This is a genomic window from Candidatus Njordibacter sp. Uisw_056 (genome assembly GCF_047730085.1).
Classification (GTDB): domain Bacteria; phylum Pseudomonadota; class Gammaproteobacteria; order Pseudomonadales; family Balneatricaceae; genus Njordibacter.
The window spans coordinates 2,568,862-2,595,558 of sequence record NZ_CP159830.1; the positions used below are offsets into that span (position 1 = coordinate 2,568,862).

Below are 26,697 nucleotides of genomic sequence, written 5' to 3' on the forward strand. Positions count from 1 at the left end.
CACTTAACACAATTTATTATAAGGCACCTATCCCATGCCCATTTATCGCTCTAAAACTTCAACAGCTGGCCGCAATATGGCAGGCGCACGTGCTTTATGGCGCGCAACAGGAATGACCGACTCCGATTTTCAAAAGCCTATTGTTGCTGTGTGCAACTCCTTCACCCAATTTGTTCCAGGGCACGTTCACCTTAAAGATATGGGTCAATTAGTGGCGCGCGAAATAGAAAAATCTGGCGGTGTTGCAAAAGAGTTTAATACCATTGCTGTGGACGATGGCATTGCCATGGGACATGACGGAATGCTGTATTCCTTGCCATCAAGAGACATCATAGCTGACTCCGTTGAATATATGGTAAATGCCCACTGTGCTGATGCCATGGTGTGCATTTCTAACTGTGACAAAATCACCCCGGGAATGTTTATGGCTGCAATGCGCCTCAATATTCCGTGCGTTTTTGTTTCCGGTGGTCCTATGGAGGCGGGAAAAACTAAACTAGGTGATCGTAAACTAGACCTTGTTGATGCCATGGTTATTGCTGTTGACGATACGGCCAGTGATGAAACTGTCGCCGAATATGAGCGCTCTGCTTGCCCTACCTGTGGATCTTGTTCAGGTATGTTTACCGCCAACTCGATGAACTGTTTAACAGAGGCTCTAGGCTTATCCTTACCCGGAAATGGTAGCTTATTAGCTACCCACGCAGATCGCGAAGAACTGTTCTTAGAAGCAGGTCGAACGGTAGTGGAGTTATGTAAGCGTTATTATGAAAATGATGATGAAAGCGCACTGCCACGAAACATTGCTAGTTTTAAGGCATTTCAAAACGCAATGACCTTAGACATTGCTATGGGTGGCTCTACCAACACCATATTGCACTTGTTGGCTGCAGCCCAAGAAGGTGAAATTGACTTTGATATGTCTAATATTGATGAACTCTCTCGTAAAGTTCCACAGTTATGCAAGGTGGCCCCTAGCACACCAAAGTATCACATGGAGGACGTCCACCGTGCTGGTGGTGTCTTTGCTATATTAGGTGAACTCAACCGTGCAGGTTTACTGCACGCAGAATTACCCACTGTGCATAGCCCAACCATGGCAGACGCTCTTGCTAAATGGGATATTACAGTCACTGAGGATGCAGCAGTTAAAAAATTCTACACAGCAGGCCCTGCGGGCATACCTACGCAAACTGCATTTAGCCAAGCCACACGCTGGCCAACTGTTGATGACGACCGTGTGGATGGGTGTGTACGCAATTTGGCTAATGCCTACTCCACTGAAGGTGGCCTTGCTGTCCTTACGGGCAACCTAGCAGAAGACGGTTGTGTAGTTAAGACTGCTGGTGTCGATGAGAGCATCTGGTTATTTGAAGGCCCAGCTTACATTTGTGAAAGCCAAGACCAAGCTGTAGCAGATATATTAGGCGATAAAGTGAAAGAAGGTGACGTCATTGTCATTCGTTATGAGGGACCTAAAGGTGGCCCAGGGATGCAGGAAATGTTGTACCCTACCAGCTACCTTAAAACTAAAGGTTTGGGCAAAGCCTGCGCTCTATTAACTGATGGACGTTTCTCAGGGGGCACCTCTGGCTTGTCCATTGGGCACGTTTCACCAGAAGCAGCTAGTGGCGGCACTATTGCTTTAGTTGAACAAGGTGACCGCATTCGGATCGATATCCCGAACCGCAGCATTGATGTGTTGCTTAGTGAAGATGAACTTGAGCAGCGTCGCCAAGAAATGAATGCTAAGGGTAAGCAAGGCTGGATGCCTGCAGCTGATCGCCCGCGTAAGGTTAGCTCTGCTCTTAAGTTTTATGCTAAAACAGTAACCAGCGCAGATAAGGGCGCAATCCGAGACATTAGTCTGCTGGATTAAACCCCAACCACGCCATTATTAAAGCGGTAATGGCGTGGTTAACTCCGCTCTAAAACTAGATAGCTAAAATCAAACGGGTTGGGCTCTTTTGCCGAAATATCTTCACGAGCGATCTCATGCCACAGTTCATCGTCTAGGTCAGGAAAATAAGCATCTCCTTCAACGTGGCGATGCACTCGGGTAAGGTAAACACGATCTGCTAAATCTAATGATTCTGCATAAATTTGTGCCCCACCAATAATCATCACTTCCTCAGCACCATTAATCAGGTTAATACTCTCACCCAAGGCAACTGCTTGATCGAGACTTGATACTAGCTTAATCCCTTCAGATGGGTAGTCTGCTTGGCGACTAATGACGATATTGTCTCGCCCAGGCAAGGGTTTACCAATAGATTCAAATGTCTTGCGGCCCATGATAACCGGTTTACCTAGAGTCATCGCTTTAAAATACTGTAAATCACCTGGTAAATACCAAGGTAGCTGGTTATTGCGACCAATAACATTGTTCTTTGAAGCAGCAACAATTAAGGCAATAGTCATACAGCAACCGCTCCTTTGATGTGCGGATGCGCCTGATAATTAAATAATTCAAAGTCGTCAATCTTAAATTCAAAAATATCATTCACTTTAGGGTTAATGTGCATTTGTGGCAACGCTATGGTGTCTCGAGATAATTGTAAATCAACTTGTTCCAAGTGGTTAGAATACAGATGCGCATCACCTAGTGTGTGAACAAAATCCCCAACCTCTAAGCCACAAACTTGGGCAACCATCATCGTCAATAACGCGTAGCTTGCAATATTAAACGGCACGCCTAGGAAAATATCGGCACTACGTTGGTACAACTGGCAGGATAACTTGCCATTGGCTACATAAAACTGAAACATCATGTGGCATGGAGGTAAAGCCATATGCTCTACATCACCAACATTCCACGCACTCACAATTAAGCGGCGCGAGTCTGGATTACTTTTTATCTGCTCAACTATTTGACTAATTTGGTCTATATGGCCACCATCGGGTTTTGGCCATGAGCGCCACTGAGATCCATACACTGGACCCAAATCCCCATTTTTATCAGCCCACTCATCCCAAATACGAACACCATTATCTGTTAAATATTGGATATTTGTGGAGCCTTGTAAGAACCATAACAACTCATGAATAATAGATTTTAGGTGTAGTTTTTTAGTGGTTAGCGCGGGAAAACCTTGAGACAAATCAAAGCGCATTTGATAACCAAAAACACTCAAGGTGCCAGTACCAGTGCGGTCTTCCTTCAAAGCACCGGTATCGCGCACATGGCGCATTAGTTGGAGATACTGCTGCATATAAAAAGCCCATACAAAAATAAAAGACGTGTTATTTTAACCTTTAATCAAGGTCTTGCGTAGTAAAAAATAAGCCCCTAAAGCAATCATTGGTAGAGACAACAATTGCCCTTGAGTCATCCAGTTAAAGGCTACATAGTTTAAATGGGCATCTGGCTGACGAGCAAACTCTACGACAAATCTTTGTAAGCCATAACCTACTAAAAACAATCCTGAAACACGTAAGGCGGCTCTAGGCTTGGCTGAGTAGAGCCAAAGCACTAAGAACAATAAAGCGCCTTCCAGGGCCAACTGGTAGAGTTGCGAAGGATGCCTTGCTAATGCGTCTACATGGGGGAACACCATACCCCAAGGTAGGTCTGTAGGACGCCCCCAAAGCTCACCACCAATAAAGTTACCTAAGCGCCCTGCACCCAAGCCAATGGGTACAATAGGAGCAACAAAGTCCATCACCTGATAAAATTTAAACTGATATTTGTGTGCGAACCAAATAACACCACAAATGACCCCTAGTAAACCACCATGAAAAGACATCCCGCCTTGCCATACTTTAAGTAACATACTGGGCTGTAATAAAAAGGCTTCAAATTGATAGAATAAAATATAGCCTAACCGCCCACCCAGCACCACGCCAATGGCACCAAAGAAAATCAAATCACTCACTTGCTGTTTAGTAAATCCTGCTAATGCTGCACGGCGATTACCCAGCCATAATGCAGAGCCAAAGGCCAATAAGTACATTAGCCCATACCAGTGAATCGCTAAAGGGCCTAACTGGATCAGAACTGGATCAATATTGGGGAAAGTAAGCATAATTATCCTTAAAACCAAACACTTATTAACATTCTCAAACCCATTAAGAGTAGCATCCACGCAAACAATCGCTTCAGTAACTGCGGTGATAGTTGATGTGCCAACATAGACCCATAGGCAGCGGCAACAAAGCTGGTAGACACGATGCCAAGTAATGCAGGCAAATAGATGTAGCCCAAACTGTGTGGCGGCAACATAGGGTTACCCCACCCCAATATAGCATTAGACCCTGCACCGGATATGGCAATAGCAAAACCACAAGCACTTGCAGTAGCCACAGCCTTCTGTATGACCAACTGACGATTAGATAACCATGTGACCAGCAAGTTACCACCACCAATACCAAATAGGACTGACACCCAACCAATAAGTGCGCCAGCCACTCCTAAGCCTAGGGTACCAGGTAAGTGCAATGTGCCGGCACCAAGTTGCGAAAACATCATTCTTAAGCTTAAGAAGATGGCAAAAGCACCAAAACTGGCTTGTAGGTATATGGCAGGGATAGTGAGTGCAGTATTAACGCCAATAAAAGATCCACCAAGCATTCCAACAGCAATAGGCTTTACTAAGTACCATTCAATGGCAGCTTTTTTGTGGTGGGTACGAATGGCACTTAAAGACGTAAATATGATATTGGCTAGTGAGGTTGCAATAGCCATATAAAATACTATTTCGGGGTTTATACCTTGCAGATTAAAGGCTAATACCAATACTGGCACCACAATAATACCACCGCCAATGCCAAATAGCCCTGCTAACATGCCAGCGATCGCGCCAAGGACCATATAAGCAACAAAAATCATGCGTTCACTTCTAGGTAAGAAAGAGGCTATTATCTACGCTCCGCTGCATAAGCGCAAAGTTTAGGATAGCCAATTTCCCATGTGCCTGATTGTTTTAGCCCACCTACTTGATACCGACTACCCACTAATCATGGCAGCCAATCGTGATGAGTTTCGCCATAGACCTACTGAGAATATGCATTGGTGGCCTAATATCGACATATTAGCTGGAAAAGACTTGGAAGCAGGCGGTACCTGGCTAGCAGTGCATAAGAATGGCCGTTGGGCTGCAGTGACAAATATGCGCCCAACAACCAACGCTAAGGCTCCTGCCAATGATTTAGCCACATTTAAAACGCGAGGCAGATTAGCAGTTGATTTTCTAAGTCAAAATAAAACGGCAATAGAATTTGCAGCAGAGCTTCAAATGGAGCAGTTCGCAGGCTTTAATTTATTACTTTGGGATAACCACCAGCTCGTTTATTGTGCCAACCAAGAACACTGCCAACCACAAATACTGCCAGCAGGGCTATACGGCCTAAGTAATGGCTGCCTGAATAGCGATTGGCCAAAGGTGAACGATGTTAAAGACAGATTGCAGAAAACTTTGCACCAGCCTCCCCAACACCAGCTGCTACAACAAATGATGCAGCATACCAAGATTGCTGAAGACCAAAAACTTCCTAAAACAGGCATTCCCATAGACTGGGAAAGACGTCTATCCGCTTGCTTTATCGACGCCCCTGACTACAATTATGGCACCCGTACATGCATTAGTGTATACCGCGACAAAAATGGCAAAATAGACATTCTAGAGACCTGTTTTGATCACGCGACACCATTAGAGCAACACTTCAACTGGACCAATAAAACATTATGCATGCCAGCTTAATTTTCATTAATGGCCTTGCCCTAAGTGCTGGGCTAATTGTTGCTATTGGAGCCCAGAATGCTTATTTATTGAATCGCGCTTTGCGCAACCAGCATCAATACGCAGTAGCGCTTTTTTGCAGTATTACTGACGCCAGCCTAATTTGCCTCGGCATATTTGGTATGGGGTCTTTAGTTCAAGCCCAGCCAGATTTATGGTTATGGATCACTTGGGGTGGGGCTTTATTTTTGTTGATTTATGGTGCTTTAGCATTTAAGTCGGCAGCTAGTGACCACTCAATGAAACTAGATTCTAGCAGTAGTGAATACTCACTTATAAAAGCCCTTACTGTTGCTGCTAGTGTCAGTTTACTTAACCCTCATGCTTACTTAGATACGGTGGTTCTACTGGGTGGCATTAGTAGTCAGTATGTAGGCAGTGAAAAGCTATGGTTTGGCTTTGGCGCAGTAAGCGCCTCTTTTATTTGGTTTTTTGGCTTGGCTTGGGGGGCTAAATGGCTAATGCCTATATTTAGAAATCCTGCTGCATGGAGAGTACTTGATGGTCTCATCGGACTCATTATGTGGAGCATTGCAGCAGGGTTAATTACCCACATATCGACTATGTAGCCGTGTTAAACCAGCAGCCTTGAGGTTGTCTTGAATGACTTGCTGCACACCATCAGCCCCGGCTTGCTCTAAGGCATGTTGTAACATTTTTTCCGCTTGGCTCAAGGTAAAGTTACGAATGACTGACTTCACTTTTGGAAGGCTAGCTGCGTTCATCGACAAACTATCGTAACCCATACCCATAAGCAGCAGTGCACCAGCAGGGTCTCCTGCTAATTCGCCACATAAGCTTACTGGGATATCAGCCACTTTAGCGGCGTCTACCACATGTTGCAGCGCCATCAATACGGCAGGATGCATTGTGTGATACAAATCTGCTACCTGGGGATTATCTCGGTCTACTGCTAATATATACTGAGTTAAATCATTACTGCCAACCGACATAAAGTCTACACGTTGCGCAATATGCTTAGCTTGATAAACGGCAGCAGGCACTTCCACCATCACACCGATGGGTGGACGCACCAGTTTGTAACCTTCTTCACAGAGTTCTGAAAATGCTTGATCAATCCAACGAATAGACTCATCTATCTCACTAACGTGGGTGATCATGGGTAACATGATGCGCAAGTTGTCCAATCCCTCGCTAGCCTTGAGCATGGCACGAATTTGCACCAGAAATATTTCTGGATGATCTAACGTTACCCGAATACCGCGCCAACCCAAAAACGGATTATCTTCTTTAATAGCGAAATAAGGCAGGTTTTTATCACCACCAATATCCAAGGTGCGCATCGTTACAGGAAGGGGCGCAAACCCATGTAATTGAGTACGATAACACTCAGTCTGTTCGTCTTCCGATGGGAAGTGCTCCTTAATCATAAACGGCACTTCAGTACGGTATAGACCTACACCCTCAGCACCCTGATCTAAGGAACGACTTACATCTAGTGGTAAGCTAGTATTAACTAACAAGGGCACTGTATGACCATCACGTGTTTGTGCAGGAACATTTCTTAAAATTTCTAGTTCTTTAGTAAACGAGTCTTCTTCAGCAATGGCTTGTTCGTATTGACGGCGCAAGTCTTGGCTTGGGTTAAGAAAGATTCGCCCCATGTAACCATCAATAACCACCTCTTGGCCTTCCATACGCCGATAAGGAAAGTCTACTGCACCCATAATGGTAGGAATGCCCATAGATCGAGCCAGAATAGCAGCATGAGAGTTATTCGAACCCAGCGTAGAGATAATTGCTTTGAGTTTATCAGCAGGCACTTCAGCCAACATCGCTGCCGTCACTTCTTCTGCTACCAATACAGTAGCGTCTTCAAACTTACGCACTTCGGTATTAGTTTGTTGTAACTCTGCTAAAATTCGTCGCCCGAGGTCGCGGATATCAGACGCCCTTTCGCGTAGATATGGATCTTCCATGGCTTCAAATGCCCGGATATGCTGCTGCACAACTCGTCTTAGGGAGCCTTGTGCCCACTGCCCTTGGCGTATATGTTGAATGACTTCCCCAGCAAGGGCGTTGTCATCTAACATGCGCATATATACTTCGAACAACTCTTGCTCTTGGTTTTTTAAGTTGCGGGCCAAAGTGCGGCTAATAATCTTTATTTTACGCCTAACCGCTTCTAGCGCTGTTTGGAACGCTTCAACTTCTGTTTCTGCATCACGACATTTTCGATCAGGAACTTTGTCTAAGTCTGCCGGCGGAGCAATAACTGCGACGTAACCAATCGCCACACCCGCAGAGCCACTCACTCCCTCATAGTGTAAGTCTAGGCTTTCGCCATCTGCCAACGTATCCTGCCGTAAACCGCCACCAGTAGCCTCTGCGTGGGCAATAAAACCTGCAAGTTGCGCCGATAAAGTGATCAGCATCGCCTCTTCTTCGGTATCGAACTGGCGTTCGTCACGCTGCTGAACTACCAAGATGCCCAGCACCTTACGGTGATGAATTATAGGCACACCTAAAAAAGAGCTAAAGGCTTCTTCACCGGTCTCTTGTACATAATGAAAATTAGGGTGCTCGGCAGCCCGCTTAAGATTAATAGTTTCTGATTTAAGACCCACTAAACCCACCAAGCCTTTGCCCGAAGGTAACCACGCGTGGCCAATGGATGCTTGGTTAAGCCCTTCGCTCGCCATGAGCACGTAATTGTCAGTTTGGGGGAAATGCAGGTAAATAGAGCACACATCAGTGCGCATAGCCCTGCGAACTTGGTGTACCACCAGGTTTAAGGCCGATTGTAAATCCTCAGCAGCACTCACTGCTTGGATTATTTTACGCAAACTATGCAGCATTTAGTTCAGTTCCTAACTATACATTATTGGCTCTGGGCATGGCTGGGAATAATTAATCCATGATGATAAACCAGCCGTGAATGACGTAGGCAAAGTTCTTTCATAGCACGACGATAAACCTCGCGCTTAAAAGACACCACTTGATCTACTGGGTACCAATAACTCACCCATTCCCAGGCATCAAATTCTGGGCTACTCGTGGTTGCTGTTTGCACTGCTGAATCTGGCGCCAGCATACGCAACAAAAACCATTTTTGTTTTTGACCAATACATAAAGGTTGCTGGCCTTGGCGAATCATCCGTTTAGGTAAACGATACCTCAACCAACCACGAGTACAGGCAAGTACTTCTACATGTTCTGGCGACAGGCCAATTTCTTCTTTAAGTTCCCTAAATAAGGCTTCTTCTGGCGTTTCATGGGCATCAATGCCTCCTTGGGGGAATTGCCACGCATCCCAACCCAAACGTTTTGCCCATAGCACTTGTCCATGGGCATTTGCCAGAATAATACCTACATTGGGGCGAAAACCATCTTTATCGATCACGGCTTTGCACCATACAAAATATATTTGCCCCATTGTTCCACAAAATGGCAGCCAACAACAACCACAGATGAAAATGAGCTAAAATAATGTTTTACCCCCCATTAATATAGGAATACCAATGCAAGGAAGGCTCGCTTTGTTTGATTTAGACAATACATTATTAGCTGGTGATAGCGACCATGGATGGGGTGAGTTCATGGTGGCACAAGGGCTTGTTAATAGGGACGAGTATGGCACAAGAAATGATGCTTTCTATCAAGACTATTTGGCTGGTAGTTTAGACATGGTGGCCTACGCAGAGTTTGCCCTTGCACCGCTAATGCAGCACGAGGCAACTGAACTTAGCACTATTCACAAGAAGTTTATGCAAACAACAGTTATCCCCATGATTGCACCTAAAACCCAAGCCTTATTAAAGCAGCACCGTGAGGCAGGTGATGTGCTGGTTATCATCACCGCTACCAACGACTTTATCACAGCACCCATTGCTGAACACCTTGGCATCCCTCACCTAATTGCAACACCCACCGAGGTTATAAACGGGCGCTATACAGGAAAGTTAAGCGGTGCTCCTTGCTTTAAAGCAGGGAAAATTGACAAGCTTAATCATTGGATGTCACTAAACGGCTATAGCATTGAAGGAGCCTGTTTCTATAGTGATTCTCACAATGATTTACCATTATTAGCATTGGTAGATGAGCCCATTGCCGTAGACCCAGATGCAACACTTGAGGCCCACGCACAAAGTCATGGTTGGCCAGTAATAAGTTTGCGCTAAATAGCGCCTTCAGTAAGCATTGCACCGTTGCACCAGGCCCACAAAAAAGTTAGGCCTCATACCAAGTGCGAAGAATAACGGACTTTAAGTAATCAGTCTCTGGAATAGCCGGGTGTACAGGGTGATCACCGCCCTGGCCTCCTTGTTCTAGCACTTGCCCCAGACGACCATTCTTACGACAGGCCTCTTGCAGCAATTGAGTAAGGCGCGTTCGTTCTAAATGCATGGAACATGAAGCAGACACTAAGATGCCTTCTGGATTTAACAATCGCATCGCTAACTGATTAGCACGCTGGTATGCCAACTCCCCCGCTTTGATGTCTTTGCGACGGGCAATAAAGGCTGGTGGGTCAATGATGACTATGTCGAAACGTTCTCCATCTTCATGCAACTGCTTCATCGCAGCAAAGGCATCTGCCTTTAGGCTATGTATTTTATCACTTACATTGTTCAACTGGGCTTGTTGATGCACCAAGTCTAGCGCTTGGGCCGAGGCATCCACACAAATAACTTCCTTAGCACCCGCTGCAGCAGCCTGCACGCCCCAGCCACCAATGTAGCTAAACATGTCCAAAACCCGCTTGCCCTGTGATAGCTTTTGCACTCTACGGCGGTTTAAGCGGTGGTCATAAAACCACCCCGTTTTTTGCCCATCCCATACAGGTGCCAAAAAGCTCACCCCATTTTCTTTTAGGGGTACAAGCTTTGGCACCTCTCCTTGAGCCACCCGCACATAATCCTCTAGGCCTTCGATGGCTCGCATTTTGCCATCATTTTTAAGCAAAATGTTGAGGCCCGGCACCACTTCATTGATAGCTAGCAACAACTGTTCAAGCAAAAGCTCGATACCAGCATTAGACACCTGTACCACGATAACTTGGTCAAAACGGTCAATCACTAACCCCGGTAACCCATCACTATCGCCATACACCCAACGGTAGCAGTGGTCTTCAAACAGCTGTTCTCTGCTCACTAAGGCAGACTTAAGCCTACTCGCCAAACGTTCACGATTAAGAGGTTCATCAGCTTTACGGCTCACTAAACGGCCACAAATAAGCTGCTTAGGATTAATAATAGCAGTACCCAAGGCTTTACCTTTGGCATCCAACACATTCACTTGCTCACCCGGTAGGAAGCTTTGCAGAGAAGATTTACTTACATCAACTTCATTACTGTAAATCCACAAGTGCCCCTGACGTAAACGGCGATCCGACTTTGGTTTTAAAATTAAATCTGGCATTTATTCGTCACACAATTGGCTATAGGCTTCAGCGTCTAACAAATGCTCCAACTCTTCTGGATGAGTTAACCGTACTTGTAATAGCCAGGCATCACCATAAGGGTCTGAGTTCACTAACTCTGGGTCATCATCTAACTGCTCATTAATGGCAATTACTTCGCCAGAAACAGGCGCAAATAGATCTGAGGCAGCTTTAACAGACTCGATTACACCAAATTCATCCTCAGACGTAAGCTGTGTGCCTACATCTGGTAGCTCAACAAATACAACATCGCCTAATTGCTCTTGGGCAAAATCTGTCACCCCAATGGTGACGATACCGTCACCTTCATTGCGGATCCATTCATGGCTTGAAACATAGCTTAAGCCTTGAGGTAAGTCGCTCATAATCGTGTCCTTATAGGGTATTTTTTATGGGTTGGGGCGCTTGTGATAATGGGGGTAAGTGCACACCTACTCCCATAGCTTGTTGCGCTAAATGCTGTTTTATTGGGCTTAGTCTTTGCACCCAGTTCATGCCTGTATTTCGCAATAAACTTAGCATAGGATGTTGATTACCAAATAATCTAGAAAAGCTCTCCATTAAGCTCATCATGCGAAGATTATCACCACGTCTTAGGGACTGATAATTTTCTAACACTTTTAGACTGGAAATATCATGGCCTTGCTGCTGGGCTTGTTTTAACGTTTCTACTAGAGCGGACACGTCAAGAAACCCCAAATTAACCCCTTGGCCAGCCAAGGGGTGTATGGTGTGAGCTGCGTCGCCCACCAAAACCAGCCCGGCCTGTACATAACGTTTGGCGTGGCGCTGCCTAAGCGGGATCACGTGGCGCTGATCAGTTTCAATCACAGCGCCTAACTGGCCCTCAAAGGCTTGGCTTAGGGCGTGACAGAAGTCATTTTCTGATAGTTGTTGCATCGCCTCTGCTTGTGCCTTTGGACGTGACCAGACGATAGAACAATAATGATTGTCTGGGCTTTCTTCAGCAGCAGTAGACAAGGGCAAAAAGGCCAATATACCGTCCTCGGTAAACCTTTGCCATGCGGTGTTTTCATGCGCTTTAGTCACTTTAACACGGGTCACTAAAGCGTGATGAGGGTAATCCCACTCGCGGGTAGGTAGCCCTGCTAACTGCCTAATTTTAGAATTAGCGCCGTCAGCTCCTACTACTATGGAAGCGCTAATTTGCTCACCACTGGCAAAGCTTAAGCGCCTTGGCGATATTTCTTGTGAAGTCAGGTCGACAATTTCACTGTGTTCGAAAAGTTGGTATTGCTTGTGCGCTAGAGTTTGGTGCAAGGCTGACGTAATCGTGCAATTTTCAACAATATGGCCCAAATAAGGCAAATGTTGCTCGGCGGCAGTAAAGTGAAGCCGACCGGTGCCACAGGCATCCCAAACATGCATAGCACTGTAGGCTTGGAAACGTGCCATATTTGCTAAAACAGGCCAAACATTGAGGTTTTTTAGCAAATTTTCAGAGGCTAAGCTTAACGCGGATACGCGCGCGTCTACCTGCCCTAGTGGCCAATTTTGCGAAGGATTTAATTCTCCAGATTCAATTAAGGCCACCTTAAAACCAGCATCTATTAGGCCACAAGCAAGGCTTGCACCCACCATTCCCGCGCCAACTATAGCTATGTCGAACTGGCTCATAGATTTGTCTCACAGCTGTTTTCTGAAGCAAAATTGTTTACCGGAGGCATCACTAAAACCTCTGCCAAAGGCACATCTAAACCCATAGCTGCGCGGGTAAAGAGGGTCTTTACCATAGGCACCTGCTGCATGGTTAATAGGCCTAATTGCCTTAACACAGAGTAATGAAGCTTTTTACTAGAAAAAAGCTTCATTACCTTGTCACTGGTACCAATGACACGTCCTTGGTCCCTTCGGCTAATGTCAACAAACTGGTTTAAATTGGTCAAGTCACCTATAGGGGTGCCTTGTTTACAGGCTTTTAGTACTGATTCAGCTAATGCAAAACTACCCCGTAACGCTAGGTTGAATCCTTGGCCAGCAATGGGGTGTAACGTATGAGCTGCGTTACCTACAACGGCTAAGCCTTGTCTAGCCTGCTCAGCAGCAACACTTAGAGAGAGCGGATACACTTGGCGATCACCAATAGCCCGAAGCTTGCCCATGGGATAACCCACATTTTGTTGAATTTCTTCTAGTAACTGGTCATCATGCATTTGCTCTAATTCAGCTTGGCGGGCAATGGGTTGCGTCCACACTAAGGCAGCACGGTGTTTATCTTCGACGCTGGGCAAGGGCAATAGTGCCAAGGGGCCCGATGAGGTAAATCGCTCACAAGCAAGGCCAAAGTGGTGCCGGTCTAGTTCTAAATTAGCCACTAAAGCCACTTGATCATAATTTTGGATTTGATCAAACATGCCCAACTGATGGCGCAAATGTGACCGTCCGCCGTCGGCCATAACAACTAACTGTGCAGTAAGAGTGCCGCATTCCCCAAGGCGCTTATATTGCAGCTGACTATTTTGACGTGAGTTATCAATAGCCGTCACTTCTGCCTGATCAATGAGGTGCACAAAGTCACTGCAACGTTGATTTATTTGCTCTAAGAAAACCTGCCCCATGGCCTGATTCTGCAACACATAACCTAGGGCCTCACGCTGCATCTCAGAGGCCTTCATATCGCTCTTCCAAGGCTGGCCTTGGTCACTCACTTGAATAGTGTTGATGGCTTGGGCATGGCCACGTAAATGTTGCCATAAGTGGATACTATGCAATAAGTTGCGGCTACCAAGAGCCAGTGCTGTGGCACGCCCATCTAAAACACCTGCAGCTGTGGGTGTTGTAGCGCCTATGGGTGCCACATCAAGTAACGCAATAGATAACCCATAAGCCTTTGCCGTGCCAGCTAGCGCTAAACATAAACTCGCACCAACTAAACCACCTCCCACAATAACAATATCGTAGCTTTTGGAAAACTGAGTGCCGATAGGGCGTTCGTCTAAATCTTCAGCCATTAGCCCGCCATTAACGTTTCGATATCTGCCACAGTCACGGGCAGGTATTCAGTAAGGTTACGATAACCATCTTTTGTCACCAAGATATTGTCTTCAATACGAACGCCAATACCACGCCATTCAGGGGCAATGCTGGCATCGTCTGGGTCTATATAAATACCAGGCTCTACTGTCGTTACCATGCCTTGGATAAGTGGGCGGGATTCTCCATTGAATTTATAGATACCCACATCGTGCACATCCATGCCAAGCCAATGGCCAATATTATGCATATAAAATTTGCGATAACTTTGGTCTGCAATATTTTTGTCTCGCTCACCAGTTAACAAGCCTATATCAATTAAGCCCTGAGTAATTACCTCTACTGCGGCATTTTGCATGTCGGTAAATACCGCTCCAGGCTTAATACAGGCTAAGGCCGCTGTATGGGCGGACAACACTAGCTCATAAATAGTTTTTTGAGCTTCACTAAAGCGGCCGTTAACTGGGAAAGTACGGGTAATATCTGAAGCATAGTGATCCAGCTCACAACCTGCATCAATTAATACCAGATCACCATCCTGTAATACTTGATCATTGTTGGTGTAGTGCAAAATGCAGGCATTGTCACCACCCGCTACAATAGAGCCATACGCCAAGCGCTGACTACCTTGCACCGAAAACTGGTGGTGCACTTCAGCAGCCAGTTGAAATTCATTCATACCCACTTTGCACACACTCATGGCGCGTTTATGGGCAACCACACTTATATTGCTAGCCCGCACCATTTGATCTATTTCAGCGGCAGATTTTAACAGACGCATGGCATCTACAAGAGGATCAAGGTCCACAAGCTGAGTGGGAGATATTTTTCCCTGACGTGATAAGCCACGCAACTTAGATAAACTCTGCTGCACCAACTCAGCAGTATTGTCACGGCTAAAGCCGAAAACCACCTGGCTTGCGCCATCTAATAACTCTATGAGTTGCGCCACTAGCGTTTCGCTGGTGTATGCGTTGTCTATCATCAATGTATGTGGTGCAGCATCCACACCTAGACGGCGACCATGCCAAATTTCTTGTAACTTGTCTTTGCTACGACAAAAAATGTTGCTGGAGCAGCCTTCTGGCCCATTAACTAGTACCAAGGTGGTATGCGGCTCCACCATACCCGATAGATAATAAAAACTGCTGTCTTGACGGTAATCATGCTCTACATCACCGTTTCGAATATATACCGGAGCACACTGAATGATCACAACTGCTCCTTGAGGCAGCTGCTGCATTAGGTCCTTACGTCGCTTGCTATATTCTATAGTGGCTAACTTAGTCATGGCATTTTGCTCTTAATGTACTTGCTGAGGTACTTTTTTTTGGGCACTGTGGGACGGTAAATTAAATTCTGCAAATACCATCATTGCAGCCAAACGCACATACTCAACCAGTTCTATATAACTGGTTTCTGCACTGTCTCCTTCTAGCTCTTCGTCATCCGCATCAAAGGACACTTGGGCAATATTAGCAAGGTCTTCCATTGAGTCGGTGATTTCACTGGAAAGTGTTTGCTTGCTGCGATCAAAACCTAAGCCAAACCCACTTAAAAAACCACTACACCAAGCGCCCAAGGACTCTGTTCTGCCTGTCAGCTCGGCATCGTCTTCTGGAAGCAGTAATTGGAACCCAAAATCAGCTGCCGTTAATTGCTCTAGCACCAAATCATAAAGTGTCACCAATTCAGCTTTGTCATCATCATCTTCTAGCTCTTGCACATCTAAATGGGCCACAACCATGGCCAGCCAAGCCTCAGCATCAGCTCGAACACCGGCTGCCAGCTGCCCTGTAAGCAATCCGTGTAATTCAGATGGAGTACCGAAAGCCCCCAACTCAACAAACATGTCTGCAAAGTCATCAAATACGTAGTTTAGTTGTGGCGTGGTCTCAGTCATTAGTTTGGCTCTAGCTTTAAATTATCAGTTTATTATACCTGAGCTGAACGCATTCTCTAGAGCTTTTATACGGCGTTACTAGACAGTAGCGTAATTTACTATAAAATCTAAGCATAGATTATCTTTTAAGTGGCCCAGCAATGTCGACCATCAATGCCTTGGTACATCACATCGACCAGTTGTTAACTCAACACCGCGCCTTACAGCACGAATATGCAATGCTTCAAAGCAGTGTGGCGCAGCTAGAAGAACAATTAATAAAGCAGCAGGCTGCCAACGCCTTAGCACAAGAAGCCTTTGTAAAGCCTGCACAAGCCCACAACCAAAACCTAGAAGATGACTTAAATCATTTAATCAGCTTATTTGACCAAGCAACGGAAGCTCACCATGACTGACACAACAGCAGTACAAGTTTCCATTTTAGCTCAAAGGTATACCCTCACTTGCCCTGCTGGCAAAGAAGCTAACTTGCGCCAGGCTGCTGAGAATTTAGATCAAATACTGCAGGATATTAAATCAAGTGGCCGGGTAATGGGTTTAGAGCGTATGGCAGTAATGGCAGCCTTGAACATGAGTGCGGAGCTAATAGATACTCAAGAGCAGCTAATTAATTTGGAAACAGCACTTGAGCATTTAGACAAAAGAGTTAATGACAGCCTAAGTTAGCCTTTTATTCTCTAATTTAGGTTCCATTCTTAAAAACTCAGGCCTATAATACCAACAGACTCCCTGTGGTACTCGACATTCGATAACGTCCTTGAGCCGATTTATATACCCAGGGGGCTTCTCGGCTTTGCTTTGTGCATGTCCACTTGCTGGAACGCCTTCCGCTTAGTCAGGAGCTCCCAACTTGAACCGTCGGGTTCAGGGCAACCATCGGAAACGACACCTTGGGGAGTCTTTAACTTCCACTCTGGTAGAGTTATCACCTAACTCCAAACACGTAAAATTCTGTAAAATACATCCCCAATACCTATGCCTGCTCTGTCAGTATGGGCCAAACGCATCTATACTCTAACAAACACTGCCCATTCTGAGGATTGAACTCATGACTACCCGCATTTTGTTAATTGAAGATGATCAGGAGCTCAATGAGTTATTGAGCGAGTTTTTGGCATTAGAAAACTTTGAAGTAGACCAAGCCTTTGATGGTGAACAAGGACTTAATATGGCCTTGAATGGCCAGTATGATGCCTTGGTCCTTGATATTATGATGCCTAAGATGAATGGTCTAGACCTTCTCAAACAATTTCGTGTCAACAATAAAACACCTGTACTTATGCTGACTGCTCGTAGTGACGAGGTAGACCGCATTGTAGGGTTTGAAATGGGAGCAGACGATTATCTGCCGAAACCCTGCAACCCAAGAGAGATTGTTGCCCGTATTCGCGCCATATTAAGGCGGGTAGAAATGGATAAAGCAGGCATGCAAGCCAGCGGCAGTCGCCAAGTGATTATCCGAGAGGATGTAGAACTAAACCACAATACACGTATCGTATCCAAGCAGGGTGAAGACCTAGATCTCACCAGCACAGAGTTTAATCTTTTAGCCAGTTTGCTGGAGAAAGCAGGCCAAGTGCTGAGTAAAGAAGAGCTCACAGAAACAGCATTAGGCCGTCACTTAGCCTTATACGATCGCAGTGTCGATATGCATATGAGTAACCTAAGGCGAAAAATAGGGCCATTTTCAAGCAATGAACCGCGTATAAAAACGATACGAGGCGTTGGATACCAGTATGTCATTAATGACTAAATGGCCGTTACGACCATTAATATTTAGAAGCTTATATTGGAAGATATTTTTCTTTTTTTGGCTCACCCTCATTGCGGTTATTTTCTCTGTTGCCACCTTGTCAGAAATTATTGTTGAAAAGCGCGAACAAGAAGAATATCAACGGGTAGTTAAATTAGGCATCAAGGCAGCCGACATTTTTGAAACCAAAGGCACCGAAGAGTTGACGGTTTGGCTGCGCTATATCGACCAAGAATTCAACGTAAAGGGCTTTATGTTAGATTCTAAACGACGGCCTATAAGCCTCGCAAACCTGCCAAAAAACTGGCTTGAATTTACCTTACCCCTAACCCAAAATAGGCTATCAGAGCGTCACTTGAGGGGGTTCCAACCTTATCGTATTTCCAGTAGTAGCAACCGTATCTATACGTTTGTCGCCCATCGCGATAACTCCGGCCCTTACCCAGCCTGGCTGAAGCATTTACCCATACTGCAAGTTATTACCGCTTTAGTGATCGTAGCCCTTTTGACCGCTTTTGTGACCTGGCGAATCACAGATCCGCTGCGTAAGCTCAAGCAAGCAACCGACTCGTTTGCCCGCGGCAATTTTGACACTCGGCTACCCATGTTAATTGGCTTCAGAAGAGATGAAATTGGTGAAGTGGGCCTAGCCTTCAACCGCATGGCCGAACGTATTAGTTTGCTGGTGAGCAATCAGCAACGCCTATTTCGAGACATATCACACGAGTTAAGAACCCCTTTAGCTAGACAGCAAATCGCCTTAGAGTTACTAGCGCGGAAGCTGCCTGATACAGAGCACCAATCTCTGCACCGTATTGAGCGCGAAATAGAACGTATGAACGATCTGATTGATCAGGTGCTCACCTTATTACGCTTAGAGCAAAATGGCCAAACCCCTAGTATAGAAGCCTATAATTTAAGCGATTTACTATGCAAACTCACTCAAGATGCTCAGTTTGAGGACCAGTCAAAACACCAGGTGCACCTGCAACAGCCCGACAAAAACATGTTAACTGGCCAACCCGAATTGGTGTCCCGTGCAGTAGAAAACATCTTGCGAAATGCCATGAGATATACTGCAGATGATAGCCAAATATTTTTACAAGTAGACCTACATAAAGACACCGTGGTTATTCGCATTGAAGATGAAGGTGAAGGCGTGCCAGAAGACTCACTTAAACGCTTGTTTGAGCCTTTTTACCGCGTGGAAGCTAGCCGTAACCAGCAAAGCGGTGGCTACGGTGTGGGCATGGCCATTGCCGAACAGGCAATAAGGGCTCAAGGTGGCACTATTGAGGCTAGCAACCGGTCTGAGGGCGGACTTAGAGTTGACATTACCTTACCAAAAGCATCTCTCTAGGAGGGCTTAATGGCGCTGAGCCCATGGCAGCACCATTTATAACCACCCCGCATTATTCAGGGGCTAAAAATAGCTGATAGGCTGGATTATCTGTTTCTTCATTAAAAGCATAACCCAGCTCGTCTAAATAACCTTCAAACTTCACTTTGTCTTCTGGTCGAACTTGCATTGCGACTAACACTCGGCCATAAGCAGACCCATGATTACGATAATGGAACATTGAGATATTCCATAGTTGGCCAAGTTTATTCAAAAACTTAAGTAACGCACCCGGTCGTTCTGGAAAAGTAAAACGGTAGACCACTTCGTTGTCTACTGAGGCATGCCCACCTACCATATAACGAACATGGCTCTTAGCCATTTCGTTGTTGCTCAAATCTACCGCAGTAATATGGTGGCTAGCCAACTGTTTAAGCAGCGGTTCACGGCCCCCTTCATCTGTTTTAAGGGTCACACCCACAAACACTTGTGCTTTAGTGTTATTGCCATAGCGGTAATTAAATTCGGTGATATTACGCTCACCTAATGCCGTACAAAACCGTTTGAAACTGCCTGGCTGCTCGGGTATTTCTGCCGCAATAATAGCCTCACGACCCTCTCCTATTTCTGCACGCTCAGCAACGTGGCGCAAGCGATCAAAGTTCAGATTAGCCCCTGTAGAAACAGCAACCAAGGTTTGACCTTGCGCTTTTTCACGTTCTACATATTTCTTTAAGCCAGCAACAGCACAAGCCCCGGAAGGTTCCGCAACCGCACGCGTGTCACCATAAATATCTTTTATAGCGGCACACAGCTCATCTGTGGTTACAGTAATCACTTCATCAACATACTGCTGGGCTAATTCAAAGTTAAGTTTGCCTATTTGAGCAACAGCCACACCCTCAGCAAAGGTACCAACTTCTGACAAAATGACCCGTTCACCCGCATCCATAGCTGCCTTAAGGCAGCAAGAATCTTCGGGCTCCACACCTATAATTTTGATATCTGGGCGCAGGTACTTTATATAAACAGACATACCTGCAATTAACCCACCCCCGCCAACAGGTACAAATACCACATCAATGTTACCCTGAACCTGCCGCAACAATTCCACCGCTACAGTGCCTTGACCAGCAATCACATGTTCGTCATCAAAGGGGTGTATGTACACCATCCCTAGGTCAGCCATCAAGGTGCGTGAATGGGCAAACGCCTGCGCGAATGAATCCCCATGTAAAATGACCTTTGCGCCTAGAGCTCTGACCGAATTAACCTTAATTTCTGGGGTACTTTTGGGCATAACAATAGTGGCATCAATACCTAAGTGCTGGGCAGACATGGCTACACCTTGGGCATGATTGCCCGCAGACGCACACACCACACCAGAGGCCCTTTGCGTATCTGTTAATTTTGAAATACAGTTATAGGCCCCCCGGATTTTAAAAGAAAATATAGGCTGCAAATCCTCTCGTTTAATCAAAATATTATTTGCCAAGCGTTTAGACAGACTTCGAGCTGGGTCAACGGGCGTTTCCACTGCCACGTCGTAGACATTAGCAGATAGAATTTTCTTGATATAACGATGAGGCATAATATTTCTTCTAATGGGGTAATATTTTTACAGAATGTGAAGTGTGTTTAACTCGCTAATCATATTAATGGCAGAAGCCACTAGCGTCTACATTGTATAGTGGAAATTCCTGTATAATCTGTCTATTAGTGTCCAACTCGATCATCACCATGACCCAAGACCAGTTAAAACAGGCTGTAGCACAAGCTGCAGTAGACTATATCGCGCCTCATCTTACCTGGGAATCAATTATTGGTGTTGGTACAGGGTCTACTGCTAACTGCTTTATTGATGCTCTAGCCAAGATAAAACACACTTTTGGCGCTGCGGTAGCAAGTTCTGAAGCGACTGCAACACGCCTCAAGAGCCATGGCATTAACGTCTTAGAACTTAATGCTGTGCCTCACATGAGTTTTTATGTAGACGGCGCAGACGAAAGTGACATTCACCTCAACCTGATTAAGGGTGGCGGTGGTGCCTTAACACGAGAGAAAATAGTCGCTGCCGTTGCAGAAACCTTCGTTTGTATTGCCGATGAAAGCAAACTAGTGGGTGTACTAGGTGCGTTTCCGCTGCCCGTAGAAGTAATTCCCATGGCCCGCAGTTATGTAGCTCGTAAACTAGTAGGCCTTGGTGGTGAACCTGTGTGGCGTCAGGGCTTTGTAACCGACAATGGTAACCTTATCCTAGACCTTTACGGTATGGACATTGTAGACCCAAAAGACCTTGAACAACAGATCAACCAGCTTACTGGCGTTGTTACTAACGGTCTTTTCGCGCACCGCCCAGCAGACATTCTATTTCTGGGCACTGGAGACGGGGTTAAAACCCTAACAAGCTAAAATAATACTCGGCAGCTTATGGTGCCAGACACTTGTTTGAGTTTAACTAAGGCCAACTCTGACCAGCTGGCATCTACATCGATGACCACATAACCTACCTTGGTATTAGTATTCAAATACTGCCCCGAAATATTAATGCTATTTTCAGAAAACACATTATTTATTTCAGATAGTACCCCTGGTATATTTTCATGAATATGCAACAAGCGATGCGCATTTTCATGGTTAGGTAGTGACACTTCTGGAAAGTTGACTGCAGACAGACTGGTACCATTGTCACAATACCGAATGAGTTTATCGGCCACTTCCACACCAATGTTCACTTGTGCCTCAACCGTTGAACCACCAATGTGTGGGGTTAAAATGACATTATCTAAGCCCCTTAATGGCGAAATAAACTCATCGTTGTTAGACCGAGGCTCTACTGGAAACACATCAATAGCTGCGCCTAATAACTTACCACTCTTCAGACAACTAGCTAATGCTTCAATATCAACCACGGTGCCACGTGAGGCATTAATCAGGACCGCACCCTGTTTCATCTGTGCAAGCTGAGTGGGGCCCATTAAGCAATACGTCGATGGCGTTTCTGGCACATGCAAGGTCACAATATCGGCTTGCATAAGCAGTGCTGCTAAATTGCCACAGGCAGATGCATTGCCTAAACTCAGCTTAGTAATTTGATCATAATAGATCACCTCCATGCCCATGGCTTCGGCCATAATACCAAGCTGCGAGCCAATAGACCCATACCCCACCACACCGAGCTTTTTACCCCTCACTTCAAAAGACTGATGTGCTGATTTAAGCCATTGACCACGATGAGCCTTGGCATTTTTTTCTGGAATACCTCTTAGCAGAAGTACAGCTTCAGCAATCACTAATTCTGCGACACTGCGAGTATTACTGTAAGGTGCATTAAATACAGGAATACCTAACTCTAGGGCCGCACTGAGATCCACCTGGTTGGTGCCTATGCAAAAACAGCCTATCGCCATTAGCTTAGTAGCTTCACCTAACACTTCACGGGTTAGCTGAGTGCGTGAACGAATACCTACAAAGTGGGCATCTTTTAACACTTCCATTAGTTCGTTTTCTGGCAGTGCAGTAGCGTAAAAATGAATATTACTAAACCCCGCACCCTGCAAGGCATCAACAGCTGATTGATGCACGCCTTCTAATAGAACGATTTTAATGTTATTTTTTTTGAGGGAAATTTGCTGCAATGGATTCAAGGGGGAGCCTTTTTAATACGATTTAGCACAGATCTAAAGGCGACTATTATATTACCAAATGCGACACATTAGTAGCTTCGCAAACATAAAAAAACCCCTAACCATTGCTGATTAGAGGTTGTATTATTTCAAGAGGGCTGCGCGACCTGATTTATCAATCAAATGCCACTTTACTCAAGCCCTATTGAGATAAAGTTAGGCTTCCATGTCTTTCATAGACAGCTTAATACGGCCGCGTGCGTCTACGTCTAGCACTTTAACCTTAACAGTTTGACCTTCTTCTAGGTAGTCAGTGACTTTCTCAACACGCTCACTAGAGATTTGGGAAATATGCAGTAAACCATCCTTGCCAGGCAAGATGTTAATGAATGCTCCGAAGTCAACAATACGCTCCACTTTACCTTCGTAAATAGCACCCACTTCGGCTTCTGCAGTAATTTCTAAAATCTTAGCTTCTGCCAATTCGGCAGACGCTTTGTCGTCAGCAAATACACGCACGGTACCGTCATCTTCAATGTCGATTGATGCGCCAGTCTCTTCACACAAACCACGAATGGTAGCGCCACCTTTGCCAATTACATCACGGATCTTATCTTGATCGATCTTGATGGTTTTCATGGTAGGAGCATTGTCATTCAGCTCAGTGCGAGGCACTGCAATAACCTTGTTCATTTCGTCTAAGATATGAATACGTGCTTCGTGTGCTTGCTCTAAAGCAATTTCCATTATCTCTTCAGTAATGCCCTGGATTTTAATATCCATTTGAAGCGCAGTAATACCTGCAGCAGAACCTGCTACTTTAAAGTCCATATCGCCTAAGTGATCTTCATCACCGAGTATGTCTGTCAAAACGGCAAAACCAGCATCTTCTTTAATCAGGCCCATGGCAATACCTGCGACAGGTGCCTTAATTGGCACACCCGCATCCATAAGTGCTAGAGATGCACCACACACAGAAGCCATTGAACTAGACCCGTTGGACTCAGTGATTTCTGAAACTACGCGAATAGTATAAGGAAAGTCTTCTTGGCTTGGCAACATCGCTTGTATGCCACGACGCGCCAACCGGCCATGGCCAATCTCACGGCGGCCTGGGCCCATGAAACGGCCTGTTTCGCCTACAGAGTAGCTTGGAAAGTTGTAGTGCAGCATAAACGGATCTTTACGCGAGCCTTCTAAGGCATCAATAATCTGCTGATCACGGCTAGTACCAAGGGTAGCTACAACAATAGACTGGGTTTCACCACGGGTGAACAATGATGAACCATGAGCTTTAGCCAAAGTACCAATTTGCACATCGATACCACGGACAGTCTTGGTATCACGACCGTCGATACGCGGCTCGCCTGCAACTACACGTGAGCGCACAGTGTGCTTTTCTAGCTTACTCACCATGCCTAATACGTCAGACTTGGAAGGAGCAGAAGCTTCATCGCTGCATAGGGCAGCAATCGCTTGCGCCTTCACTTCAGCCAAGCGCGCTTGACGGTCCATCTTGTCGCTAATTTGGTAAGCTTCGCCAACAGCTTCGCCAACAGCAGCAGTAACAGCAGACTTAAGTGCTGCATCTTCTTCAGCGGCAACCCAGTCCCAAGTAGGCTTGGCTGCTTCTGAGGCAAATTCAGCTATTGCCTTAACTACAGCTTGCATTTCATCATGAGCAAAAAGAACAGCACCTAACATTACATCTTCGCTTAGTTCTTTGGCTTCTGATTCAACCATCAATACAGCATCAGCAGTACCTGCAACAACCATGTCTAGATCAGATGTAGCTTGGGCTTCGAAGCTTGGGTTAAGTTGGTAACCAGCCTCATCAGAGTATGACACGCGTGCTGCACCGATTGGGCCTGCAAAAGGAATACCTGAGATGGCTAACGCAGCAGAAGTACCAATTAAAGCAGCAATGTCTGTGTCATTTTGCTTATCAGCAGACATTACAGTACAAATAACCTGCACTTCGTTCATGAAGCCCTTAGGGAACAATGGGCGAATGGGACGGTCGATCAAACGGCTAGTCAACGTCTCTTTTTCAGATGGACGCGCTTCACGCTTAAAGAAACCACCAGGAATCTTACCAACAGCGTAAGTCTTTTCTTGGTAGTGGACAGAAAGTGGAAAGAAACCTTGATCAGGTTTGGCTGTTTTGGAGCCAACAACAGCAACCAGTACTTGGATAGCGTCATCGACTGTGACAAGAACAGCACCAGAAGCTTGACGCGCAATACGACCAGTTTCTAGCGTTACGGTTTGCTCACCGTATTGAAATGTTTTGGTAATGATAGACATATTTATCTCCATAAAATAAAGAATTTGCAATCAATTGAGCGATCTAATCCACCAGTACACTTATTAACTCGGTTGAGGTTTAAAGCTACCTCTAGCACCAAGCCAATAAGAGTACGGGCCGACCCTCTCTTATCGCTTGCAGTTAAAACAATAAAGGCTACGTAACCAAATGATTACCTAGCCTCTATTGATCACACTTAGACCTACTGAGCGTGGTATTTAAATCAGGTGTTGCGCCTTCTGTATTCGCTGAATACATCAAGTTTAAACCTATTTCTAGCGGCGTAGACCTAAACGACCAATCAACGTAACGTAACGCTCAGCGTCTTTACGATTAAGGTAGTCCAGCAATTTACGACGCTGGTTAACCATACGGATCAAACCACGACGTGAGTGGTGATCATGGTTATGCTCTTTGAAGTGACTTTGTAGTGCCAAGATGTTCGCAGTTAATAATGCAACCTGAACTTCTGGTGACCCTGTGTCGCCTTCAGCAGTTTGGTAATCTGCTACAACAGCAGCTTTTTCAACGGCAGTTAGTGCCATGGTAATTCTCCAATAATTAATATGCCCACTAGCCTCTACATTGAGGGTTAGGGGATCGTTAATGTTCACACCGTGCATATTTACAGCGGAACTTAAATGAAGGTCTAAGTACTCATTAAGCGTTTCGCTTTTAAGCGACCTTCTTGTTGCACTTCAGCTAAGCCGATAAAGGCATTCGCTTCAATAGCATGCGAGCTATACACACGCACCACATCAAATTCAGCAAAGTCAGTGGCATGGTCTATAACCTTGCCTTGCTGCAACGCCTCAATTTGTTGGGGGCCTAATTGTACAGCATTTAATGATAAAACGGCAGTATCGGCGGGCATTAATAGATCATCTAGGGCTGAGAAGGCTGGGGTGATGTCTGGCCACTTACCCTCTTCTACCACTTGGCCCTTAGTTGCCTCATCAATAATGGCCTGAAGGTCTTCTAAGGTGACCATTTGCTTGGCCACAAAAGGCCCAGCTTGAAGGCGTTTTAGCTGTGAGACGTGCGCACCACAACCTAGCGCCAGGCCCAAATCTTCTACAATGCTGCGAATATAAGTACCCTTGGTGCAGCTAATATCCATCTGCACTTGGGCATTATCAAAGCTCAACAATTCTAAATTATGAATAGTGACTTGCCGCGGCTTCACCTCTACAGTTTTGCCAGCCCGCGCCAATTTATACAAAGGTTGCCCCTTATATTTAAGGGCTGAAAACATGGAAGGAACTTGGCTAATCAGGCCACGAAATTGTGGTAACTGAGCCTCTACATCGGCTAAAGTGATATGGGCACAAGCTTTAGTTTCTACAATCTTACCGTCGGCATCACTGGAGTCAGTGCGCACACCAAGCTGGCCAATGGTTTGATAACGCTTGTCAGAATCTAAAAGAAACTGGCTAAACTTTGTAGCTTCACCCAAACAAATAGGCAGCAAGCCAGTAGCTAGGGGATCTAAGGCACCAGTGTGGCCCGCTTTACGAGCCCCAAACATACGTTTAACCCGCTGCAAAGCATGATTTGAACTCATACCAGTAGGCTTATCTAGAATAAGAATGCCGCTTACTTCACGGCCTTTTGGTTGTCGAGCCACTAGCG

At 45.6% G+C, this 26,697-nt stretch carries 26 protein-coding genes and 1 other RNA gene; 10 read left to right on the top strand and 17 right to left on the bottom strand.

The window, feature by feature from the left end:
- The first annotated feature begins 34 nt into the window (after nt 1-34).
- Nucleotides 35-1,879 (top strand): dihydroxy-acid dehydratase, encoded by a 1,845-nt coding sequence (ilvD, locus tag ABXT60_RS12305; RefSeq protein ID WP_443630399.1) that lies wholly within the window; start codon nt 35-37, stop codon nt 1,877-1,879.
- A gap of 38 nt (nt 1,880-1,917) precedes the next feature.
- On the opposite strand, the gene ABXT60_RS12310 is transcribed toward ilvD, so the two are convergent.
- From ABXT60_RS12310 to ABXT60_RS12325, 4 genes are read right to left on the bottom strand one after another with little or no spacing between them, the layout of a single operon-like run.
- Nucleotides 1,918-2,421 (bottom strand): dihydrofolate reductase, encoded by a 504-nt coding sequence (locus ABXT60_RS12310; protein ID WP_443630400.1) that lies wholly within the window; start codon nt 2,419-2,421, stop codon nt 1,918-1,920.
- Complete coding sequence (locus ABXT60_RS12315; protein ID WP_443630401.1) at nt 2,418-3,212, bottom strand: thymidylate synthase; 795 nt, start codon at nt 3,210-3,212, stop codon at nt 2,418-2,420. Before ABXT60_RS12315 ends, ABXT60_RS12310 begins: the two co-directional genes overlap by 4 nt.
- A 36-nt stretch (nt 3,213-3,248) precedes the next feature.
- A complete protein-coding gene (lgt, locus tag ABXT60_RS12320) occupies nt 3,249-4,025 on the bottom strand; it encodes a prolipoprotein diacylglyceryl transferase (protein WP_443630402.1) in 777 nt (258 codons plus the stop codon).
- A gap of 8 nt (nt 4,026-4,033) precedes the next feature.
- The gene (locus ABXT60_RS12325) at nt 4,034-4,828 is read right to left on the bottom strand and encodes a sulfite exporter TauE/SafE family protein (protein WP_443630403.1); all 795 of its coding nucleotides are present in this window, start codon (nt 4,826-4,828) and stop codon (nt 4,034-4,036) included.
- A 79-nt stretch (nt 4,829-4,907) separates the two neighbouring features.
- Here ABXT60_RS12325 and ABXT60_RS12330 point away from each other — a divergent pair, with 79 nt between their 5' ends.
- A complete protein-coding gene (locus tag ABXT60_RS12330; RefSeq protein ID WP_443630404.1) occupies nt 4,908-5,699 on the top strand; it encodes an NRDE family protein in 792 nt (263 codons plus the stop codon).
- A complete protein-coding gene (locus tag ABXT60_RS12335) occupies nt 5,684-6,307 on the top strand; it encodes a LysE/ArgO family amino acid transporter (RefSeq protein ID WP_443630405.1) in 624 nt (207 codons plus the stop codon). Before ABXT60_RS12330 ends, ABXT60_RS12335 begins: the two co-directional genes overlap by 16 nt.
- Here the strand turns inward: ABXT60_RS12335 and ptsP are convergent.
- Nucleotides 6,281-8,557: a phosphoenolpyruvate--protein phosphotransferase gene (ptsP, locus tag ABXT60_RS12340; protein ID WP_443630406.1), complete on the bottom strand. Its 2,277-nt coding sequence runs from the start codon at nt 8,555-8,557 to the stop codon at nt 6,281-6,283. The genes ABXT60_RS12335 and ptsP overlap by 27 nt on opposite strands.
- Nucleotides 8,558-8,580: 23 nt before the next feature.
- On the bottom strand, nt 8,581-9,102 hold the full coding sequence (locus ABXT60_RS12345) for an RNA pyrophosphohydrolase (RefSeq protein ID WP_443630407.1): 522 nt from the start codon (nt 9,100-9,102) through the stop codon (nt 8,581-8,583).
- A gap of 118 nt (nt 9,103-9,220) precedes the next feature.
- Between ABXT60_RS12345 and ABXT60_RS12350 the strand changes: the two genes are divergently transcribed.
- On the top strand, nt 9,221-9,880 hold the full coding sequence (locus ABXT60_RS12350) for an HAD family hydrolase (protein WP_443630408.1): 660 nt from the start codon (nt 9,221-9,223) through the stop codon (nt 9,878-9,880).
- 49 nt (nt 9,881-9,929) lie between these two features.
- Here ABXT60_RS12350 and ABXT60_RS12355 read toward each other — a convergent pair whose 3' ends face one another.
- The 6 genes from ABXT60_RS12355 to ABXT60_RS12380 are packed head-to-tail and all read right to left on the bottom strand — an operon-like array spanning nt 9,930 to nt 16,039.
- The gene (locus tag ABXT60_RS12355; protein ID WP_443630409.1) at nt 9,930-11,120 is read right to left on the bottom strand and encodes a class I SAM-dependent rRNA methyltransferase; all 1,191 of its coding nucleotides are present in this window, start codon (nt 11,118-11,120) and stop codon (nt 9,930-9,932) included.
- Nucleotides 11,121-11,507: a glycine cleavage system protein GcvH gene (gene gcvH, locus ABXT60_RS12360; RefSeq protein WP_443630410.1), complete on the bottom strand. Its 387-nt coding sequence runs from the start codon at nt 11,505-11,507 to the stop codon at nt 11,121-11,123.
- Between the two features lie 10 nt (nt 11,508-11,517).
- Entirely contained in the window at nt 11,518-12,780 is a 1,263-nt protein-coding gene (locus tag ABXT60_RS12365) for a UbiH/UbiF/VisC/COQ6 family ubiquinone biosynthesis hydroxylase (RefSeq protein WP_443630411.1), read from the bottom strand.
- Nucleotides 12,777-14,114, bottom strand: a complete 1,338-nt coding sequence (locus ABXT60_RS12370; RefSeq protein WP_443630412.1) for an FAD-dependent monooxygenase — start codon at nt 14,112-14,114, stop codon at nt 12,777-12,779. Before ABXT60_RS12370 ends, ABXT60_RS12365 begins: the two co-directional genes overlap by 4 nt.
- The gene (pepP, locus tag ABXT60_RS12375) at nt 14,114-15,427 is read right to left on the bottom strand and encodes a Xaa-Pro aminopeptidase (RefSeq protein WP_443630413.1); all 1,314 of its coding nucleotides are present in this window, start codon (nt 15,425-15,427) and stop codon (nt 14,114-14,116) included. Before pepP ends, ABXT60_RS12370 begins: the two co-directional genes overlap by 1 nt.
- A gap of 12 nt (nt 15,428-15,439) precedes the next feature.
- Nucleotides 15,440-16,039 carry a UPF0149 family protein gene (locus ABXT60_RS12380; RefSeq protein ID WP_443630414.1) on the bottom strand — a complete coding sequence of 200 codons (600 nt, stop codon included), beginning with the start codon at nt 16,037-16,039 and terminating at the stop codon, nt 15,440-15,442.
- Between the two features lie 140 nt (nt 16,040-16,179).
- Between ABXT60_RS12380 and ABXT60_RS12385 the strand changes: the two genes are divergently transcribed.
- The 5 genes from ABXT60_RS12385 (at nt 16,180) to ABXT60_RS12405 (ending at nt 19,152) form a co-directional block, all read left to right on the top strand.
- The gene (locus ABXT60_RS12385; RefSeq protein WP_443630415.1) at nt 16,180-16,434 is read left to right on the top strand and encodes a hypothetical protein; all 255 of its coding nucleotides are present in this window, start codon (nt 16,180-16,182) and stop codon (nt 16,432-16,434) included.
- Entirely contained in the window at nt 16,427-16,705 is a 279-nt protein-coding gene (locus ABXT60_RS12390) for a cell division protein ZapA (protein ID WP_443630416.1), read from the top strand. The genes ABXT60_RS12385 and ABXT60_RS12390 overlap by 8 nt, the downstream gene beginning before the upstream one ends.
- 57 nt (nt 16,706-16,762) lie before the next feature.
- Nucleotides 16,763-16,940: non-coding RNA, 6S RNA (gene ssrS, locus ABXT60_RS12395), on the top strand.
- A 147-nt stretch (nt 16,941-17,087) separates the two neighbouring features.
- Nucleotides 17,088-17,792, top strand: coding sequence for a response regulator (locus tag ABXT60_RS12400; RefSeq protein ID WP_443630417.1), 705 nt, complete (start codon nt 17,088-17,090; stop codon nt 17,790-17,792).
- Entirely contained in the window at nt 17,776-19,152 is a 1,377-nt protein-coding gene (locus ABXT60_RS12405; protein WP_443630418.1) for an ATP-binding protein, read from the top strand. The genes ABXT60_RS12400 and ABXT60_RS12405 overlap by 17 nt, the downstream gene beginning before the upstream one ends.
- A 52-nt stretch (nt 19,153-19,204) precedes the next feature.
- Here the strand turns inward: ABXT60_RS12405 and ilvA are convergent, their stop codons facing one another.
- On the bottom strand, nt 19,205-20,722 hold the full coding sequence (gene ilvA / locus ABXT60_RS12410) for a threonine ammonia-lyase, biosynthetic (protein ID WP_443630419.1): 1,518 nt from the start codon (nt 20,720-20,722) through the stop codon (nt 19,205-19,207).
- A gap of 149 nt (nt 20,723-20,871) precedes the next feature.
- Here ilvA and rpiA point away from each other — a divergent pair, with 149 nt between their 5' ends.
- Nucleotides 20,872-21,543 (top strand): ribose-5-phosphate isomerase RpiA, encoded by a 672-nt coding sequence (gene rpiA, locus ABXT60_RS12415; RefSeq protein ID WP_443630420.1) that lies wholly within the window; start codon nt 20,872-20,874, stop codon nt 21,541-21,543.
- Here the strand turns inward: rpiA and serA are convergent.
- The 4 genes from serA to truB all read right to left on the bottom strand — a co-directional run bounded on the left by serA (nt 21,540) and on the right by truB (nt 26,692).
- A complete protein-coding gene (gene serA, locus ABXT60_RS12420) occupies nt 21,540-22,769 on the bottom strand; it encodes a phosphoglycerate dehydrogenase (protein ID WP_443632108.1) in 1,230 nt (409 codons plus the stop codon). The two genes, rpiA and serA, sit on opposite strands and share 4 nt — an antisense overlap.
- 204 nt (nt 22,770-22,973) lie before the next feature.
- Nucleotides 22,974-25,064: a polyribonucleotide nucleotidyltransferase gene (gene pnp, locus ABXT60_RS12425; protein WP_443630421.1), complete on the bottom strand. Its 2,091-nt coding sequence runs from the start codon at nt 25,062-25,064 to the stop codon at nt 22,974-22,976.
- 276 nt (nt 25,065-25,340) lie between these two features.
- On the bottom strand, nt 25,341-25,610 hold the full coding sequence (gene rpsO / locus ABXT60_RS12430) for a 30S ribosomal protein S15 (protein ID WP_046482321.1): 270 nt from the start codon (nt 25,608-25,610) through the stop codon (nt 25,341-25,343).
- Nucleotides 25,611-25,714: 104 nt separating this feature from the next.
- Nucleotides 25,715-26,692 (bottom strand): tRNA pseudouridine(55) synthase TruB, encoded by a 978-nt coding sequence (gene truB / locus ABXT60_RS12435; protein WP_443630422.1) that lies wholly within the window; start codon nt 26,690-26,692, stop codon nt 25,715-25,717.
- Nucleotides 26,693-26,697 lie beyond the last annotated feature (5 nt).